We start from the raw sequence: 18,345 nt of genomic DNA on the forward strand, positions 1-18,345 counted from the left end.
TTATGCCTTCCTGCCAAAACCTAAATGCCCTTACTCATTATCGAAGTAGTTTGCGTAGCAACTTGAGTCAGCCTTCGAAGTCCTCCGCATCTTCGGCAATAGCATCTATTGATACATCTTCAGCGGTCGGTTTTTCCTGCTTGATCCTTGGCGCAGCTTTTTTCCAAACAGAGAGGTTCGCGCCCACTTCGCCGTAAAACAGAGGAACGACTTCTTCCAAGTCAGATATGAAGTTGGCCTGTTGTGTGAACCGCCCTCCGAGGCGCTTGGATAAGAAAACGTGGAAGCCGTGCGTTACCAGATGGTCCTTGCCTTCTTGGCAGATATCAATGTCTTCCCGGAGTTCTGAGACCAAGTGCTGCGTCGGCTCGCTGGCACCAGGCCAAAGCAAGCGAATATACAGTCCATCCATGTTGTCGACCTTGATCTGCCGAAGAAGCCAATTCAGCCTGGCTTTTGTCGATTTCTTATCTTCAGGTGCTCGGATGGTCATACCGACGTCGACGCACCGCCGCTTCAGGTCTGCGGTGACTTCGATAGGGGCGGCCGTGTCAGGGACGTCCAATGTACATTGCAGTTGGTGCTGTTCGCGAAGCATCAGAAGTTCATCCTTTTTCCGCTGTGCCGGATCATTGATGTGCTTGCGCGACAGTTTCTCACTGACAGATGTCTCAACCAATCGGCTCAGGATTAGCGACAGATCACGTGTTTCCTGATGCCAAGCGTCGATTACAATCTGCGCCTCTGGCGACCGTGCTGGAATGACGCCACCAGACGACACCAGTTTGTTGAGATCCCCCCACTCTTTGGGCATCCGGTGGAAGCCCTGAACACCGGCACTCTCATGATTGAGGAAGCGCCTAAGCTCATTCAGCAACAGTAGTTGGTCCTTGTCCTCGACCTGCTCATTGCTGATCAGCAACTCCGCAGTCGTGACCACATGCATCCAAGACCAGTGATACACGGGGATCTTGGACCTGCTTTTCCTGACTTCCTCAACAGGGTGCGCCGTCGGCGTAGTCGCGAATTGATTGGATATCGTGATGACGCAATCGCCGCCGTTCTCTTTGGCAAGAGCACGGTATCTTTCAATTTGCTCAGCATCGAGGGTGTTGTTCCCAACTTTGGTTTCAACAAGAGCCTGCCACTCGCGCGCGCCAACCTTCAGGACAATCAATCCGTCGGGCCGATCCTTGATTGACTTGGATTGGTTCTTAAATACGACCTCAGTGAACGCATGAACCTGGGCACGTTTTCCGCGCTTTTGGCCTATTGATGCCAGTAACGCCGCTCCCAATTCTTCAATCTGAACCATGCAAGCCAACACGATGGACGTTGTGCGACCTTCTTTTGACGTGGTTGAGAGAACGGGGAACAAACGGGCGGCTTCGCCTTGAGCCAGGTAATCTGGCAATTTCTCAGTCATCTACATGCCTACAACTTGAAATTGAATATCATGTCTCAAATAGACAGTCGGCGCAGCTTTCCGTCAAGTTTTCAATGAAGTATCGTCCTCAAAACGTTGAGGTAAACAGCTTCTCGCGTCGTTGAGTGACTACAGTTGCAAAGGAGTGCGCATTTCTATGAAGTTCCATTCTGATTGGAAATACACGCAATGGCAGTCAGTTGAACGAGTTGTCAACAATGACTTAACGCGTGTCGTCGCGCTGGTGCCAATCATTGGGTATTTGATCCTGTTCAACGACCAAATTGCGGAAATAGCTTCATTTCGAATGATAGCGGGAGTTGAACCGGGTGCAGCAACACCTTTTTACCTAACTGGCTTGGCCAAGATGAGGCTGGTGTTCTTCGGTAGTTTGGTTTTGTTGTTCTCAAATCTAATCTTTAAGGTATTTCGCCCACCTGTTTTGGAGCTTGCCAAGGGCGGTATCGAGTTTGCCGCCAGAGTAGACGAACGCTTTAGTGTCCATGAGCTTGCAGAAATGGAAACACAAGTATTTTCCAATCATTGGAAACCGAGATTGCCCTTGTTCTGGAAAGTGCACGACCGGTTTAGGAGCAAGAAACCGGTGGTTTCAGGTTATCGACCAGATGTGCGTAGCAGAATGTTCAACGCAGAAGGCGACTACATCAGCTACCTTGCGAGAGAGTGGTGGACCGGCGAGATGCACACGTTCCGTTTGGCGCGCTTCGTGTCACTAAGTCTGGGCATCACCGGAATCCTCCTACTGGCAATTCCAACGCTGGACATCACGCAAGCCGTGGTCGGAGACGTTTTTCTGAAACTTTGGTGAGTTGGTTGGCAGCTGCACCTAATTTCACCTCAAGAACGAAAGACTGCTATGGGCTGTGAGCAGATAATCAATCTCGTCATAGCAAAAGGTCCGCTTCATGTGGACACTTGGTAAAACTGAGTGATCTGGCTTCGCTACTGTCTGAGGCTGCCTAGTGTTCGCCCGCGCCATCCGAAAAGAAGACCACTGAAATGCGCTGTCCAATTGCGGGTTCGTGATCGCGTGAAACCTGTTCAGCTTCCTCGATGACCCGGACCATCTTTTCATGGATCTCAACGGACGCCTGATGATCGCTTTCGAGCTTTTCCAGGATAACCTGAAGCGCGATGTACCCCTTGGGAAGATCCTCATAGGCGAAGCTGTCACGCACTTCGTGTTTCGCTTGTTCCCAGAAGGGATCAAGCTCACGGCTCCACGCCTCGCACACCATTTCCACGGCAGGCAGTGACAGGTGGCCAAACCATTCTTGATCACTGAGTCCGACACCACTCTTGCGTCCCATGAACTCGGCGCAGGCTTTCATGAGGCTCTCAACGCGCGCCGGGCGCAAGTCCCACTCGGTCAGCTTGCCGATCTGCTCCGAAATCGTCTCTAGCGCTTCGGAGAGATCTTCCAGAGACATGTGGGCGTGTTCCATGCCCAGGCTTCTGGTCCGCTCGTATGCAGTCTCCAGAGATTGGACGCAGGCCAGCTGGTCGCGTTCCAATATCAGGCCTGGCGCAGTATCCTTTAGAAGCAGCAGGCGAGGCGGAAAGAAGCTATTGCTCTTGTTTAGCCCCTTCAGGTGCAGTGCAGTGAATTTCTCACGGGCCGATAGGAGCGCCAACTCGGCGCCCCAGGTGCCCTGGATTTTGGCCTTGTCGATGAGTTTGTAGCGGTCTTCGGGGATTGTTTGCTTGGTGCGTTCCAGCACGTCGTGAAAGTTATTGTCGCGAAGCCTCCGTGGGGATCGCAGATATTCAACAACACTCTCGAGGATCAGTTCTGCGTCTTCGGTGCTTTCTTCTAAGACGGCGTCGATCAGCTCTTCCCCAGCCAAAGTTCTATAGTTCTCTATGCGCTGGGCGATTTTTTCGTCAGATGCAAACTGACCTACTGGCACATCAATAAGGTGGTAATTGACGACCCCGAACTCACTATCGATCCTGTCGATCCGACCCAGACCTTGGATGAGCTCTTTCAGGTTCGAGGTCAGGCCAAGCAAAACCAGCGTGTCTGACGACTGAAGGTTGATACCTTCAGCCATCTTGTAAGTCAAAAAAACCGAGGCAGATCCTTTTGGTTCGTTCTTTCCTCCAGGTCGGAAGTAAGACTCAACGGACTTGCCCTGTGTGATACGCTTGAAGCTGTCGGGGCCACCTCCAAAGATCGCCTTCACGGCGCGATCTTCACCCTTGGTTTGGTTTCCCACGACATAGTTGGTGTGGTGGCCTTTGCGCGACAGTGCTTCTGCAAAAATCTCTAGTGTGTCCGTCCGTTCTGCGAGAAAGACGACCCTGCTTTTTTCATTTTGTATTCTCAGGCACGCCTCATACCGCTTCTCATCAAGCTCCTTGAGAACACTGAGACCCAGTTTTTGGTTAAGAGCGTCGCATTTCTTTGTGGGTTCAGGCGCTTCTATTCCCAGTGCGGCGAACATGTCGGACTGGTCGCGGCGGGATGTCTTTTTCTTCGATTTTCGACCACGCTCGAAGTCGCGAAGCGATTTGCCAATAGCTCCATGTGACATCTCCCAATGGGCCTGGGCGGCGCTCACGCGCAGAATGTTCAAAAGGTTGCGGATGTAGAGTTGGTCCTGCGTGCTTTGTTGCGTGCTGACGTGTCCGAAGCGGCTTTTCTCGACAGCGGTCACCCGACCGCCTGGCGCAAGTTCTTTGCAGAGGGCCACAATCTCATCCAGGCGCGTTTGCTGAGGCTTTGTCACCTTCAATTTCTTCGGGCGCCCGTGGTTTTCTAGTCTTGGGTAACTGTGTTTCCTGGGATCTTCGTCCTCGCCAATGCATCGCCTTTGTCTGCGTGTCAAAAACGGCGAAACAAGTTGAGCGAGTTCGGTGCGAGCCTCTCGCGTGAGCGTCGTTTCAGGTTCTGACAGAACGGCCAGTTGTGCATCCTGGTTGAAGATATCCTTGGGAACGTGGGTTTCGCGCTCGAACAACTCACCCATGGCCTGAATGAAGGTTGGGGTCATGAAAATGGATGCCCGCTTCTCCTGCATATGGGTCAACCAGTCGACATCCCGGTTCCCGAGCAGTGTTGCCGACAGACAGACATTCCAGCTTGGCGGGGCAAGTTCGATGGCTGAGGCCATTTGAGATGCTTGTTCAAAGCCCGGTGTAACTGTGTGGCTTTCATCGATTATCAGAATGCCAAACTGATCGAGCCTGAGCCCAGATTTTTCTTCATCGCCAGCACCGCGGAGGTGTTGTTTGGCAAGTTTGCTATTTGCGACAGGTTGGAGCGAGTTTGTCGAGTATTTGCGCCAACTGGGAATAACTTTGGGCGGGGCAATTACAGCTGCATTTTTTCGCGCAACGCCATGGACCGGGGAGCGAGGCACGACTTCTGAGAATGTTTCTGACAATGCTTCAGCCAGGTGACAGCCGATCTCTGTCTTTCCCGAACCAGTCGGCGCTTCCACGAAGGCGATGCCGTGGTCGTAGACGATGGAACACGCCTCATAGGTCAGCTCCTGTTGATACCCAAACAGCGTATGGCTCGTGATCTCTTTTCGGGCGCCAGTGAGCCAGGGTTCAAACCCCTTTTGCTCCGAGATAGTTCGCGCCATCGCGTCTTCAGCGGTCACCGGTTTGATAAGCTTTTCGAGTATCTCCAGCGCTTCGGTATTCCAATCGACAGACACATCCCAAGCCTGCTCAGCGGCTTCTGTGCGTTCGACCTGAAGTTCATGAGTGCCCGCATCCAGGTCATCGGCATACTCGATGTTTCTGTAGAGCCCTGAGTAGGAAAAGTTTGCGGATCCGGCGACGGCACCTTTTGGTGAGCTGACGATTTTTGAATGTAGCCGCCGATCCCCAGATATCCCCAACTTGCGTTTGGCGAGCTCCGGATCGAAGACCCGCAAATCTATTTTCCCGGTTTTGATGGCGTGTTTTGCCAGCACCGCGATAAGATCGTGATCCTCTTCAACTTGAAGCCCGGAGCGCTCCAGCCAGTAGAGTTTCATTTCTTCGGTGACCGGTTTGGGGTTGGTTAGACGTTTGGTGTTCGCCGTATCGATCCCGAACGATATTCGGATCCGGATGTCGCTGTCACTTTCCGGATCCCTCAGCTCGGGCAATTCCTTCATCAAAATCGACAGTGAAGACAAGAAATCCTGATACCCGGTGACAATCAGACAATCCCCAGAGGTGATATGGGGTCGATAAAGATTGATGACCGGCCGGTCGATATTGGTGCCGACCTTCGCAACCGGTTCGGCATCAAGCTCGCTTGCGGGCTTTTGATTTGCTTCGGTGAGTTGCTTTGGCTTGGAGCGCAGCCAATCTGGGAGTGAAAACAAGGAACAAGTCTTAGTTTAAGGACGTTTAGTCTAATAGTGATACTGCGCGCACCGTCCTTCAAGACATCATCGGCAGAAACATTCGATTTCCGAAAACTGTCGGAAACTCGCACCGTTTTTTCGTGGGCGATGACCAGATTCTCGAACACAAAATGAGCCGCCAGCCTGCTAGGCAGGCTTACCGGTGACTGAGAGTATTTTGAGTTAGGGGCCTGGTGGCATACCAGGCCCTCTCTAATCAAGTCCCGGCGCTAGAGACTTCGAAGTAGGAATTCACCACACGCAACAGATGCTCAAAGTCACCCTGAACGGCGTCCTCCAGAAAAGTCTGAATTCTGGCTTGCTCGACTCCGGCGCTTTCGGCAGCGGTCTGACAGCGCGCCAGCACTTCAAAGGCGTTGGCGTTTGTCCTGGGCAGGTCGATGGTTGCAAGTTTTTTCATGTCAAATCCTCATTTAAAATACCGGGCAACCATCGCAGGTCGAACTTAATCTCAGGTATAAGAATCGCTGACTTTGGCCTCATCCAACGAACTTCTCCAGATTTGACATAAGCCGCGATAATAGGCTCAGCGGCAAATGATCCCTATTAAAAGCGGCCATACGCTCAGTATGCAGCAAATGACGGTATTGAGCCCACACAGACCGATGCTGCGCGAAGCCCCAATGACATCAATGCGCAGTTAGTGAGATTGTCCAGGTCACGTTTCACCGTGCCGGCAGTCTTGCTAGGTCAGTCCAGAACAGACGCTCGACGAGAGATCACGGTGCTGCACAGCGGTCGGTCGTTCCGGCCATTCGTGAACCGATCAGTATTCTTTACACGAACTATACCGGCAGTCGCCCCAAGCAGGCTATTTCTGTCATTGCCAAAAGGCACCGCGTCAAACTGCCGGAAAATTCTCCGACCTACGGAAAAAATGGTACACTTTCTGAGAACGCGCATTTGCCGACAGGGGTATTATAAAATGGCACATGAAAAACAATTAGAAGATCTGAAGGCAGGTTGGGCAGCGCTTGCGGCTGGGGAAATGGACAAGCTTGCGAGTTTCTATGCTGAGGATATGATATTCGTCTTGCCCGGCCAGAATGATGTATTGGAGGGCCGGATTGCTTTTAGATCGGCTCTTGACGGGATTGGTCAAGCGCTGCCTCCGGGCTTCGACATAACTGACCTGCGTTTTTGCCCGGGTGACAATGAGATCATGAACGTTGTAGAGTTTAGGTCTGACAAACTGCCAAACGGCTCGCAATGCGCGGTGTTATTCAAGTTCAATTCTGATGACCTGATCACCGAAGAACGCTGGTTTGTCGATACCGAGCAATGGAAATCTGCGTTCTGACAGAACGGTTAGATCTCAGACGCATTTTTTATCCGTAGTGCGGTGTGGTTTAGGCTCTGCTCCAGAGTTGGCCAGCCTAGCGGAACACAAATTTGAATTCCAAGTTCAATGAGCTGAAGCGCCTTTTCAGGTTGCTTCGCTTGTAGCTCCATTTCGGCAACAATTCCAATTGCTTCCGAGTGGAGCCCATCCATTTCCAAATTGGCTGCGTTGACATGAATTTCCAGCAGGATTTTTCGCGCTGCCGACAAGTGCTTTGTTGTGGCAATGTATTTCAGAAGCTCCAATCTTGAAATACAGGCGCCACGAAGGTTTCCGCAGCCCTCAAAATGGCTAATGCCGGTCTCAAGCCATTTGATCCCTTCATCAGTTCGCCCTGTCTGGATCAACGCGGAGCCATACGCGGCGTCTCCGGCATAAGCAAAGTAGAATGCGCCGATCTGCTCACTGCGCCACGGCGCCTTAGCAAGGCGCTCCAGGCCTTGTTCTGGTTCACCCAGCGCCACGTGCGTCATTCCTAAAGCAAGCTCGGACATAAGCCGGTCAAAACCGCTCGCAGCACTTTCCATCCCGGTGCGCGCAAATTGGAACGCTTCAATCTTGTTCCCAGCCATCGCATGGCTGACTGCAAGGAGACAGGCACCCCAGCACTCAGCTGGCGGATAGCTGTCGTGATCGCCCATCTCAAACAATGATTGAGCGATTTCTACCGCGACACTTACTTTTCCGATCTGTATCGCGTGGCACCACCGTCCATAATAAGCCAACGTTTTTAGATAGCGATCTCCAAGTTGTTCGCCAGCCGCTTGCACAACGTCTGCCTGAGACACCAACTTGGAGTACCACTCGCCTTCTGCAACGATACAGTCCAACCACAGGGTCAGCCCAAGCGAATAACCGACGCAACTTTCATCTCCAAGTTGGCGGCCAATGTGCAGAGCAGAATCAAACGATTTAGCCGCGTCCTTGAAACGTCCGGCATGTAGATAGCCTTCACCAATCCACGTTAGTGATCGCGAAACTTCTTCAATTTCACCAAGAGTTTGTATGCGCGGCAAGTGGCTTTTTGCCAGCTTGGTCATCGCTGCAAAATCTCCATTCCAGCAAAGAACCTGCGTCTGATTCACAACAGTCCGAGCCAGGAGTAATGTCGCCTTATCCCCGGTTTGATTCATCGTCAGGTCCAAGCATTTTCCAAACCACATTTCGGCGTCGCGCAATGCAAAAAGGTCAAGCGCCTTGCAACCTGCTAAATAGGCGAAACGAGCGGTGGATTTGTATTCGCCGGCAGCTTCGAAATGATGCGCGAGGGTCTCCGCCACCTCGGCCAGGTTGTCGGCGTGCTTATCTTCAATTCTCTGTGCCGCCTCCAGATGAAGCATACGTCGGTCATCAGAAAGCAAGCTTTCATATATCACCTGTTGAACGAGTGCGTGGTGGAAGCGCACTTTGTTTGCATTCTGTGGCGAGGGCTCCAGAATACCCAGCCCACCAATTGCATCGAATTCTGTCTGCAAATTGTCTCCAAGTAACGAGATTTCCGCTTCGCGGCCAAGAACTGACGCCATTTCCGTGACGCGGCGCGCACCGGGAGAAAGCGCATCGACCCTGTGCATCAAGAGACCTGCAAGGGTATCGGGAATAGAAGCCCCGGTTTCAGTTTCCAAACTCTCGTAAGCGCCCAAAACGTGACGTGCAAGTTCCTCCAGGAAAAGAGGATTGCCTCCAGCGCGCGTAACAAGATCGCTAAAATCACGAGTTTCTGCTTCTAAGGCCACGCATTCGCGAAGCAGCAGAGCTGACTGTTCTCGATCCAAGGGGATCAGGTTGATATTCTCAACCCCCGGGGCGTTGAGCCACGTCGCCTCAAAGTCCGGTCTGTAACAAGTTAGAACCAGGACGCCAGGCCTATCAGCTTTGCGGATCAGGTGATTGATAACACTTACCGATCTTTCGTCGGCCCAATGCAGATCGTTGAGAAACAGAACCGTTGGAGACGTCCGTCCATGAGAAACCACCAGTTCGATCAGGGCTTCATGTGTGCGGGGTCCAACCAATTCTGGATCGATTTGCGATTGATCAACTTTTTTATTTCCGATGAGCAGTAGCAAATAGGGCACGTGGCGTTTGCGATCCAGCCCAATCTGGGTAAACCCGTCTTCTGGCGAGAGGCCTTCCCGTTTTCTATCCGCTACATACTCACGGACCAATTCGATAAATGGGTGGAAAGCAGTGGACCCTCCATGGGGGCTGCATTGACCCTTTAGACTGGTAAATGTTCCCCCAGAATTATCAAAAAATTCACGAACAAGTCTCGACTTTCCAATCCCGGCTTCACCGATCACATTCACCGCCATTGAGGCACCTACACGCATACGCCTTAGCGCAGAAGTCAAAGCGTTCAACTCTTGGCGGCGTCCGATGAGAGGTGTCAGGTTGCCTTTTTGTCGATCTAAACGGTCTCGCGATCTGGCAATGGCGGTTACCTTCCAAACGGGAACCGGATCCTCGAAGCCTTTCAGAGTATGTGGCCCAAGACTTTCGAAATGGGCATTGCCATCAGCGAGGCGTCGGCTTGCCGGGCCAACAACCACGCAACTTGGGGAAGCTACAGACTGCAAGCGTGCCGCAAGATTTGGTGTGGATCCCAAGGCGCTGTGTTCGCTGGCAGTACCTTCACCAACGACCTCTCCAATAACCACTGGCCCTGTTTCAATGCCGACACGGGCTGCCACAGTAATGCCTTCTGGTGAACCGGGTAAGTCCGAAACCAATTTGACCAATTCCCAGCCCGCTCGAATGGCACGGTCTGCATCGTCTTCATGACTTTGGGGATAGCCAAAATATGCCAACACGCCGTCACCGAAATACTTTGCGACATAGCCACCGTACTGTTCGACCGTGCTTTTGGCGGCATTCTGAAAACTGCGGATATGGGCGTGATAATCTTCCAGAGTGATCTGTGTTGACAGCGCCGTTGAGTCGACCAAATCAGCAAACATCAAGGTCAGCAGGCGCCGCCTGACTGGCGCCTCGCGATCCACCTTGGTTTCAATCTGCGCTGCCGCAGCCAAGATGCGTTTACGGTGGCCAAGCTTTTCTATCCCCAACTCACGCAAATCGTCGGCAGTCAAATCGCCAAGTAGATCGTAATCAACGCCTTGCTCGCGAAAGGCCTCGTTGTATTCGGTGAGCCCAAGCTCGCTGAGAAAGTTATGCACCCGCTGCGGCATCGGAAACCTCGGTGGATGAAACTACATTAACACAAATCAAACCCTGCTTGTAACTTGACCAGTTACAACAACCGATTCGAGGGCTTTCAGGTGAAATCAGTGGATTTTCGCGGTCGTTTTCTACCCGAAAGTCCGGATTGCAGATGTTGTTCGAAGATTTTTGCGGCCGCATTGATCGACCGGCTCACACACCGCTGCCACATCTGGGAAAAGGCAATGACAGCTACCGCTTCAAAGCCAGCTCAGAAGCTGCAAAGAAAACAAGAAAGGAGACGCCGACATTGACCAAAGCATAGACACCGATACATGAACAAAGCCGGGTCAAATCTCGGTGAAAATACCGGGTCAGTTCTCAGCGAAAATCATCACCAGAGTTTTCCAGATCCCGTTCCAGGGGAGAAGTTGGAACTTGGAGAAGACCAGCCAGACTATTCCAAAATAGAGACCAAGTACGATCAACAAGACTTCATCCCTCCTGCGGTGATTTGGAAAAGTTGACCGGCCACCCGGCGATTTGGATGGCCGGTTTGATTGCCGTCGCGATTTAATTGTCGCTTTGTTCTTCCAGCACTTTGCGGTTGGCTTCACGATGGCGCCACGCTGCGCCCATGCTCTCTTTCAAGTTATCCGGAAGAGCATCCAAAGGAACAACAAGATCGCCGTCAACTGGCCATTCGGTCAGCAGCTCGGGGTGGTATCCTTCGGGGTAGTACAGCTTTGGGTCGATTTCCATTTCGCGCACATAAGGCTCCTGAATGTCCACGCGCTGATGCGGAGGATGCGGCACCACAAGCTGGCCATTGCTGAAGTCAAACTGCGGCGCCCGTGAGTTTGGGAACCGTGGCAGAATACCTTCACGCACCCATATCTGATCTTTTGTTACGTTGACCACGATGCCGTCAGGCGCACCAAAGTGATAGGGACCTTTCCAATGCTCGCGGATCTCCGCAACGGTCTCCTCAATCTGATAGGGATCATAGCTCATGTGCGTATTCATCAGAAGTCGGGGCTGAACCAGATTGGCAATGTAGCCAGCGGCATAGCTGGGTGTGTGATGAGTATCGACTGTATAACGTCCCAGGAATGGCGGCACGCCTTGAACACCAGATGAGATTTCGATGATTTCCTGCTGCTGTTCGGTGACAAAGACATCACAGCCTTTGGCGAAGGGTATGTCGATCATGTTGGGGCGGCCGTCACCCGTCCAGATGAAGCACAAGCCATTCCAGTCCAATCGATATCCGGATGCACCATCCTTGGCATGGCTTCGCTGCCAGTGGGTGACTTTCACCCCGTCTTCGTCATAGATCACGCCACCATTGTCGCGGAAATCGAACTCGTTGACGATGATGTCCCAGCCTTTGCCAACCGGAAACACGCTAAACGCATCCCGGTGCCATCCGGTCATCATTTTCATGCCTTCGACCATCGTCGCCGTACCGTATTCTTCGGTGCGGCCCGATGGGCCATGCACCGTCAGCTGTTCATGCCATCCACCAGCCCAGGTTCCGAACATCCACAGATATGGCAGGCCACCAAAGTGGTCTACGTGCAAGTGCGTGATGAATACGTCAGTGATTTCATTCAGTGCATACCCGCTGGCAATGATATTTGCAGGTGAGCCCTCGCCAATGTCGAACATGAAAATCTTGCCGTTGCCTAGTTCGACAAGGATGGCGGTGTTCATCTGCCCGGGGCGGATGAACGGGGCCGAGCCCATGAAGATGATCCGCATCTCATTGGGCTGAACATCTTCGGTGCGCGGGAACCAGTTTGCCGCGCTTTTTAGCCATGGCTGAGGTGATATACCCTCAAAGGTCAAACCCTCTTTCCAGCGCCCCATTGGAACACCGCCGCCTAACGCAGCGGCAATATCTTCCTGTGATGAGGGCTCCTGTACTGGAGGAGCCTGACCGAGCGCACTCGTGGCGAACAATGTCGCCGCGGCGGCGAGTGCGCCGAGTGACTTAATCGATTTCTTCCATCTATCTTGCAGCATATCTTCAGTCCTTTGTTCGAGCCTTTGTGAATATGGGGGCCACTTCTGAAATTGATTTCGGGATGATTTCTGATTGGATGCCCCGAGAGAGATGTTCGGCGATCTCTTCAGCCAGGCCGTCAAGGCTTTCGGTGACAGGGTCGATCAGACATGCCGGAGTTGTTCTATTGACCTCCTCCGGTCTCTCCAACTCGGCCGAGAGCAGCTCGAAATCCTGGCAAAGCGTCTCAAATCCATGATGAGTCTTTCGCATGTGGCGGATGAGATTAATTTGGTCAGGGAAAGTGAGTTCTAGTAAACTGACGTCTGTCATTGTCCGGCCACCTGGTTCCTCTCTGAGCACGAGCTTGAGAGCACAAGGCGTATCGCGGAAGGGAAACACCGTGAAATTAGGGTGACATCCAATTGGTCAGGCGGCAGTATTGATCTGAAAACACAGCAAAACTTGAATTGTGAGATGGCTGAGCAAGATCTGACACTTGATCCGGAACAGCATGCGACCCGCGTAAGGGAGGCGTTGGAACGCGTGTTGGCCAGTGACACCTTCGCCAAGGCGGAACGCCTACGGAACTTCCTGAACTACGTAGTAGAAGAGGCCATAGAAGGCAGGTCAGAAGCTATTCTTGGCAAAACAATTGCTCAGGATGTCTACTTCAAGAGTTTTGCTGGCGAAGACAGTCACATTAACGTTGTTCGCGTAGACGCCGGACGGCTCCGGCGGAAACTTCGGCTCTACTACGAAACAATTGGTGCCAAGGACGATCTGCGCATTCATATCGATAGTGGCGGGTACGCGCCCTGGTTCGAGGACTGCTCGGATACAAGCGCAGCGCCTCAGATTGTTCAAGCGGTCGTCAGGCCGAAACTGTATTGGCTAATCAGCGTTCCTGTTGTCGCTATTTCGATCATGGCATTCGTTTACCACTGGGGCCAACCCTCAGAGTTGACTGTTGAAGTTAACTCACAGACGCCTGCGCGCACGCTTGAACGACAAGCTTTGTCCGGCAAGTCACCCGCGGCGGTACAGGCATCAAACTATTGCGATCAGGCCCGGGGCCTGCTGTTTCCTGTCGCTAGTATCGAGAACCAAATCCTGGCCGGCGACATTTTCAGGATGGCTATTAAAGAAGCCCCCGATTTCTACTGTGGATATGCCGGACTGGCCCACAGCCTGGGAACCCGGGCTCTCCTATCGCGAGCCGGGGAAGAGCGTGACGCACTGATACTGAATTCAGAAGAAATGGCACAGAAAGCGGTGGACATTGCGCCATCAAACGGCTGGAGCCAATCCGCGTTGGCATGGATGTCATATGTCAAAGGCGACCATGACAGTGCATTGGAATATTCAGCGCTCGCCCAGTTGCTTCGCCCCAAAGACGGAAATGTTCTGGACTTTCGCGGCCTGATATTGCTGGTTCTGGGTCGCTTTGAAGAAGCGTATGAAGTCAGTGACCCAAGCCATCAGCGAGAAATTGGGAGCCATCGGTTTGCACACAGGAACATTCACGCAGTTGCCAGCTTTCACATCGGAGAGTTCAGGGAGGCAATCTCTTCTCTGGAATTTGCGAGTGACAATGGTGACCCTGTCAGCGCTCTCTCTTTGGTTTACTTGGCTGCCGCCTATCAGAGGTTGGATGAGACCAATGAAGCAGAGGAAACACTGACTCAACTGAAGCAGTCCTGGCCAGAGTTCAGGCCAGATTTGGTTCTAGGTGCGTTTTACTCCAGCCCAGATTTGTCGGACGAGGTGATTTCAGCCTTAACAGATGCGGGATGGCGTTTCTAAGAAAAACCCATTTAAGCCGTGACCGAAAACTGGCTCACGTGTGCAAAGTGTGTTTTACCACCAACACACACATTCGTACCCAAGTAATGTCAATGAACCCGGAAGGCAGTCATCGGAACATTTTGCCGCGAACGGCAATTTTGTCCGCTCCTCGTGTGTCGACCAAAGCTGCGGCGAAAGAGAGATTTGGATTAGGCCGAATTTTGCGCCGATGAATGACCGCAAACGAGAAATCCTCTGCAATGCAACAAATGGCGTGTCGCGCCTGCGAGGGGTTTCTGCGTCAGCAAAAGCGGCGTGAGCAAAAGTCGGCTCCATCCCGCAACTCGGAGTTTGCAAAGCACGATTTTGAAGGTCCGGTTTGGGTTGCCCTTGATCACTGATGGGATGGCAAGCGTTTCTTGCGGTATGCTGAAGCCGGCATACCCACATATCTTCGAAAGGCATTTCGGAAGCTTGATGGCTCGGTATATCCAACTTCAGCAGCTATTTCGTCGATGGGCAAATCGGTCGTCTCAAGCATTTGCTTGGCTTCCTCGACCCTGAGAGTCTGAATGTACTCGACTGGCGTCTGCCCCGTGGCTTTGCGAAACCGCCGCAACAGACTACGCTCCGTCAAACCGCTTCGGGCGGCCATGGCGGTAACCGGGGTTGGCAGGGCATAGTTATCCGCGGCCCAAACCTGAGCATCTGCAACCAGAGCATCCTCGTGCTGTGCTCCCGCAGTCAAAGAAGCGTAGTGCAACTGTCCTTCAGTGTGAGGCTGGAGCAGATAAATCTTGGCGAGGCGTCGGGCCTCATCCTGGCCAGCAACTCGGCCGACCAGATACAGAACCAGATCACCCCACGCAGACGCTCCGCCTGCCGTCACGATCCGGTGCCCGTCACCCGCAGGTATCAGAATCCGTTCACGGCGCACGCGGACATCCGGGAATTTCCGGGCAATGACATCACAGAAACTCCAATGGCTGGTGGCATCAAGCCCATCCAGCAATCCTGCCGCCGCGAGTAAGAGCGCACCAGAACAAACAGAAGTTATGATCGCGCCGTCAGCATGCGCCTTGATAAGCCACGGGACCACAACCGCGAATTCATCTGGCAACGGTGCGTCAGGCGCAAGATGCAGGTCAGGAACGATTACCAAGTCAGGCTGACCAAATTCGGCCAGTGATCCGTCCGGCGTGATACGTCGTCCGTTGATGTCGACATAGGGTGCTCCATCTACCGACAACATCTGGGCGTCAAAAACCTTCGCCTTGGGACGGGCCCCATGCAGCATTTCCCAATCCCGGCCGACCGAAGCGAGCGCATCGAGAATACTGTAAGCCGTCGAGGTTCCGACGCAGGGCAAAGTCACAACCACTGTACGGCAGGGAGCTTTGAGTGCTGGCATCGATATGTCCGATATTCACCGATTTGGTCATTTGCAGGCATATCACGACTCGCAAGCTTGCGGCAATACCGACGCAGAAACAGACGAGATGAACCCTAATAGTACCGGAGAAACCACATGAACGAACAAGCAGCAGTCACTTTTGATGAGGCCAAGGCAGAGCGCTTTGGTGAGCAGATGGTCGGCACATTAAATAGTGCCGCGCTCGCGCTGATGACGTCGATTGGTCACCGTACCCATCTATTTGACGCGCTCGCCGATTTACCTAACGCCACCTCCTCAACCCTGGCCGAGAAGGCTGGCTTGGCCGAGCGCTACGTGCGTGAATGGCTGGCCGTAATGGTGACATCGGGCGTGGTTGATTACGACCCCGGAGCTGGAACCTATACTCTTCCTCCTGAACACGCGGCGCTGCTTACCCGCGCGGCAATACCCGACAACATGGCTGTAACCTGCCAGTTCATTGGTGTCATGGCTTCGGTCGAGGAAGATATGGTCGCGCGGTTTCGAGATGGTGCGGGCACCCATTATCATGACTACTGCCGCTTTCACGAAGTCATGGCAGAAGACAGCGCCCAGCTGGTGGTATCGGCCCTGATCGAGCACATCCTACCTGTAGAACCTGGCCTGATCGAACGTCTTGAACACGGGATTGATGTTCTGGACGTGGGCTGTGGCGCAGGCCGCGCGATGATGGAACTGGCTCAGGCCTTTCCCGCAAGCCGCTTTGTCGGGATCGATTTATGTGAAGACGCCTTTACTGAAACGCAAGTCTCAGCGGCTCGTATGGGTTTGAAGAACCTGACATTTCGTGCGCAGGACCTTTCCAAAATCAAATCTCTGGGAAGTTTCGATTTGATCACAGCGTTTGATGCGGTCCACGACCAGAAAGACCCACAAGGATTGCTGGACCTTGTCTACCGCTCACTCGCCGGGGACGGATTGTTCCTGATGCAAGATATAGGCGGGTCCCGGAATCTGGAAACCAACATCCAAAATCCGTTTGCACCCCTGCTTTATTCCCTGTCGCTGATGCACTGCGCGCCAGTGTCGATTGGGCAAGGCGGGCCGGGCCTCGGAGCAATGTGGGGCATCGAGACAGCACAGGAATATCTCGCCAATGCAGGCTTCGGTCAGGTCAAGACCCATCACCTGCCTCATGATCAACTCAATGCATATTTCTTTGCGCGTCGTTAAGTACGCTGATTTCGGAGTTTTCAAATGACAGTTCCCCATTCAACAACCGCCATCATTATCGGAGCCGGTCTTTCCGGTTTGGCTGCGGCCTCTGAACTGCGCGCCCGGAATATCCCGTTCACCATTCTGGAAGCAGCCGACCGGGTGGCCGACCCGTGGCGTGCACGGCATCCGAAGTTGCGACTGAACATTCATCGCCATTTCGCCCGGCTCCCCGGCCAACACTCACCTCGTAACTCGGACACCTTTTTGCCCCGAGATGCTGTTGTCGAATACCTGAGCGAGTATGCACGTCAGTTTGCCACCGACATTCATTTCGAGACCCGTGTCCTGTCGATACGCCGCGAAGACGACATCTGGCAGATCGAAACCAACAAGGGCACCTATTTCAGCGCCCACCTGATTGTCGCAACGGGGCGGGAGAAAGTACCTGATATGCCCTTTTGGCCGGGCATGGAGGACTTTGGCGGTCAAATCATCCACGCCGCCGACTTCGGTGACCCGAGTGAATACGACGGGAAGAAAGTCCTTGTCATCGGGGCCGGCAACTCAGGAACAGATGTGTTGAATCATTTGTCTCGCAGCAACCCGGCACAGGTCTGGGTTTCGGTCAGACACGGGCCGTCAATCTTGCCATCGAGGGTATTAGGCCTTTCGTTACAGCGGATGGCCAACCTGTTCACGCTATTACCCAAATGGTCGCTCGATACGATCTTCTCGATCATGCAGCGCGCCTTCTTTGGGAACCTGCGCCGCCATGGCTTGCGCCGTCACGTCATGGGCGGTGGTTCGAGGATGCTGAAAGACGGAGTAACCTTCGCTTTGGATGATGGTTTCGTCTCTGCGCTGAAAGCTGGTCGGTTTGTGGCCGTTAGCGAAACCGTTGGCTTTTCGCCCTACGCCGTTGAACTGGCCAGCGGTCGAAAGCTCCACCCCGACGTGGTGATCTGCGCCACTGGATATGGAGCAGATCTGGATGAACTCTTCGGGCACATGGGTGCGTTGGACAACAAGGGTTATCCACTACATCCAATGGGTCAGGAAGATCCTCAAAATCCCGGTCTTTGGTTCACTGGGTACGGATTGTTGTTTCAGGGATTTTTCCACGCAGCAGGCATAAGCGCAAGTCGTATTGCAAACCAAATCGAAGCGTGTGCCAATGCGTCGTCCCAAGCTCAATCATCAGGGTATCTGTCACAAGGAGCAAATCAAGGCGTTCAGTCTTTGGAAGGAGCGGTGCGATGAACTTTTCAAACTCCGCACTGATGTTGTCGCCGCCAAGGGGTTGGCGGCTGCATATCACGAACGCTTACCGACTCTTCAGACACTTACTGCGCCGGAAACGGAAGTATTGCTGCATGGATGAATTGCCTAGCCATCTGTTGCGGGACGTAGGTCTTGAGCGCCTCATTGATGTGAAACCTGATACTAGGTTCCAGCACCGTCTGATGTAGCACCGTTCGAGTGCCCGCTTTGGGCTGCCTTCAGTCGTAGACACGGGAGGTAGCGGAGGTCGACTACGAGCCCAGAGCGGTCATTTCCTTGACGCCGTGAATATCCAGTTCAGGTGGGCACCGGGCAACTTACATCATGTGGGGTATTGCCAGAGACTACTTCGGG

The 18,345-nt window shown here is 53.1% G+C and carries 13 protein-coding genes and 1 pseudogene; 7 read left to right on the plus strand and 7 right to left on the minus strand.

What is annotated here, in order from left to right; genetic code table 11:
- Positions 1–67: 67 nt before the first annotated feature.
- Complete coding sequence (locus tag ACR0BK_RS16780) at positions 68–1,426, minus strand: hypothetical protein (RefSeq protein WP_480555540.1); 1,359 nt, start codon at positions 1,424–1,426, stop codon at positions 68–70.
- 157 nt (positions 1,427–1,583) lie between these two features.
- On the opposite strand from ACR0BK_RS16780, the gene ACR0BK_RS16785 reads away from it, so the two are divergent.
- Positions 1,584–2,255, plus strand: coding sequence for a hypothetical protein (locus tag ACR0BK_RS16785; protein ID WP_480555541.1), 672 nt, complete (start codon positions 1,584–1,586; stop codon positions 2,253–2,255).
- A gap of 151 nt (positions 2,256–2,406) precedes the next feature.
- Here ACR0BK_RS16785 and ACR0BK_RS16790 read toward each other — a convergent pair whose 3' ends face one another.
- On the minus strand, positions 2,407–5,775 hold the full coding sequence (locus tag ACR0BK_RS16790) for a DEAD/DEAH box helicase family protein (RefSeq protein ID WP_480555542.1): 3,369 nt from the start codon (positions 5,773–5,775) through the stop codon (positions 2,407–2,409).
- Between the two features lie 238 nt (positions 5,776–6,013).
- Positions 6,014–6,217, minus strand: coding sequence for a hypothetical protein (locus tag ACR0BK_RS16795; protein ID WP_480555544.1), 204 nt, complete (start codon positions 6,215–6,217; stop codon positions 6,014–6,016).
- 525 nt (positions 6,218–6,742) lie between these two features.
- Between ACR0BK_RS16795 and ACR0BK_RS16800 the strand changes: the two genes are divergently transcribed.
- Entirely contained in the window at positions 6,743–7,117 is a 375-nt protein-coding gene (locus ACR0BK_RS16800) for a nuclear transport factor 2 family protein (RefSeq protein WP_480496461.1), read from the plus strand.
- Positions 7,118–7,125: 8 nt separating this feature from the next.
- Here the strand turns inward: ACR0BK_RS16800 and ACR0BK_RS16805 are convergent, their stop codons facing one another.
- On the minus strand, positions 7,126–10,350 hold the full coding sequence (locus ACR0BK_RS16805) for an AAA family ATPase (protein ID WP_480555546.1): 3,225 nt from the start codon (positions 10,348–10,350) through the stop codon (positions 7,126–7,128).
- Positions 10,351–10,518: 168 nt separating this feature from the next.
- On the opposite strand from ACR0BK_RS16805, the pseudogene ACR0BK_RS16810 reads away from it, so the two are divergent.
- Together ACR0BK_RS16810 and ACR0BK_RS16815 are read left to right on the plus strand one after the other, a co-directional pair.
- Positions 10,519–10,646, plus strand: a pseudogene (locus ACR0BK_RS16810) (ATP-binding protein); the annotation flags it as partial.
- Between the two features lie 10 nt (positions 10,647–10,656).
- Entirely contained in the window at positions 10,657–10,848 is a 192-nt protein-coding gene (locus tag ACR0BK_RS16815) for a hypothetical protein (RefSeq protein WP_480555547.1), read from the plus strand.
- A 46-nt stretch (positions 10,849–10,894) separates the two neighbouring features.
- Here the strand turns inward: ACR0BK_RS16815 and gntH are convergent, their stop codons facing one another.
- Positions 10,895–12,349: a guanitoxin biosynthesis MBL fold metallo-hydrolase GntH gene (gene gntH / locus ACR0BK_RS16820; protein ID WP_480555549.1), complete on the minus strand. Its 1,455-nt coding sequence runs from the start codon at positions 12,347–12,349 to the stop codon at positions 10,895–10,897.
- Between the two features lie 4 nt (positions 12,350–12,353).
- Positions 12,354–12,662: a hypothetical protein gene (locus ACR0BK_RS16825; RefSeq protein ID WP_480555550.1), complete on the minus strand. Its 309-nt coding sequence runs from the start codon at positions 12,660–12,662 to the stop codon at positions 12,354–12,356.
- A 216-nt stretch (positions 12,663–12,878) separates the two neighbouring features.
- Here ACR0BK_RS16825 and ACR0BK_RS16830 point away from each other — a divergent pair, with 216 nt between their 5' ends.
- On the plus strand, positions 12,879–14,135 hold the full coding sequence (locus ACR0BK_RS16830; RefSeq protein WP_480555551.1) for a tetratricopeptide repeat protein: 1,257 nt from the start codon (positions 12,879–12,881) through the stop codon (positions 14,133–14,135).
- Between the two features lie 376 nt (positions 14,136–14,511).
- On the opposite strand, the gene ACR0BK_RS16835 is transcribed toward ACR0BK_RS16830, so the two are convergent.
- Complete coding sequence (locus ACR0BK_RS16835) at positions 14,512–15,528, minus strand: GlxA family transcriptional regulator (protein ID WP_480555552.1); 1,017 nt, start codon at positions 15,526–15,528, stop codon at positions 14,512–14,514.
- A 117-nt stretch (positions 15,529–15,645) separates the two neighbouring features.
- On the opposite strand from ACR0BK_RS16835, the gene ACR0BK_RS16840 reads away from it, so the two are divergent.
- Both ACR0BK_RS16840 and ACR0BK_RS16845 read left to right on the plus strand, forming a co-directional pair.
- Positions 15,646–16,725: a class I SAM-dependent methyltransferase gene (locus ACR0BK_RS16840; protein ID WP_480555554.1), complete on the plus strand. Its 1,080-nt coding sequence runs from the start codon at positions 15,646–15,648 to the stop codon at positions 16,723–16,725.
- Between the two features lie 24 nt (positions 16,726–16,749).
- Positions 16,750–17,970 carry a flavin-containing monooxygenase gene (locus tag ACR0BK_RS16845; protein WP_480555555.1) on the plus strand — a complete coding sequence of 407 codons (1,221 nt, stop codon included), beginning with the start codon at positions 16,750–16,752 and terminating at the stop codon, positions 17,968–17,970.
- The last annotated feature ends 375 nt before the right edge of the window (positions 17,971–18,345 follow it).

The organism is Ruegeria sp. AF1 (assembly GCF_056542125.1).

Excerpts from the sequence above, each read along its gene's own strand:
- ACR0BK_RS16780 (WP_480555540.1), bottom strand. The coding sequence starts at position 1,426 with ATGACTGAGAAATTGCCAGATTACCTGGCTCAAGGCGAAGCCGCCCGT.
- ACR0BK_RS16785 (WP_480555541.1), top strand. The coding sequence starts at position 1,584 with ATGAAGTTCCATTCTGATTGGAAATACACGCAATGGCAGTCAGTTGAA.
- ACR0BK_RS16795 (WP_480555544.1), bottom strand. The coding sequence starts at position 6,217 with ATGAAAAAACTTGCAACCATCGACCTGCCCAGGACAAACGCCAACGCC.
- ACR0BK_RS16800 (WP_480496461.1), top strand. The coding sequence starts at position 6,743 with ATGGCACATGAAAAACAATTAGAAGATCTGAAGGCAGGTTGGGCAGCG.
- ACR0BK_RS16805 (WP_480555546.1), bottom strand. The coding sequence starts at position 10,350 with ATGCCGCAGCGGGTGCATAACTTTCTCAGCGAGCTTGGGCTCACCGAA.
- ACR0BK_RS16815 (WP_480555547.1), top strand. The coding sequence starts at position 10,657 with ATGAACAAAGCCGGGTCAAATCTCGGTGAAAATACCGGGTCAGTTCTC.
- gntH (WP_480555549.1), bottom strand. The coding sequence starts at position 12,349 with ATGCTGCAAGATAGATGGAAGAAATCGATTAAGTCACTCGGCGCACTC.
- ACR0BK_RS16825 (WP_480555550.1), bottom strand. The coding sequence starts at position 12,662 with ATGACAGACGTCAGTTTACTAGAACTCACTTTCCCTGACCAAATTAAT.
- ACR0BK_RS16835 (WP_480555552.1), bottom strand. The coding sequence starts at position 15,528 with ATGCCAGCACTCAAAGCTCCCTGCCGTACAGTGGTTGTGACTTTGCCC.
- ACR0BK_RS16840 (WP_480555554.1), top strand. The coding sequence starts at position 15,646 with ATGAACGAACAAGCAGCAGTCACTTTTGATGAGGCCAAGGCAGAGCGC.
- ACR0BK_RS16845 (WP_480555555.1), top strand. The coding sequence starts at position 16,750 with ATGACAGTTCCCCATTCAACAACCGCCATCATTATCGGAGCCGGTCTT.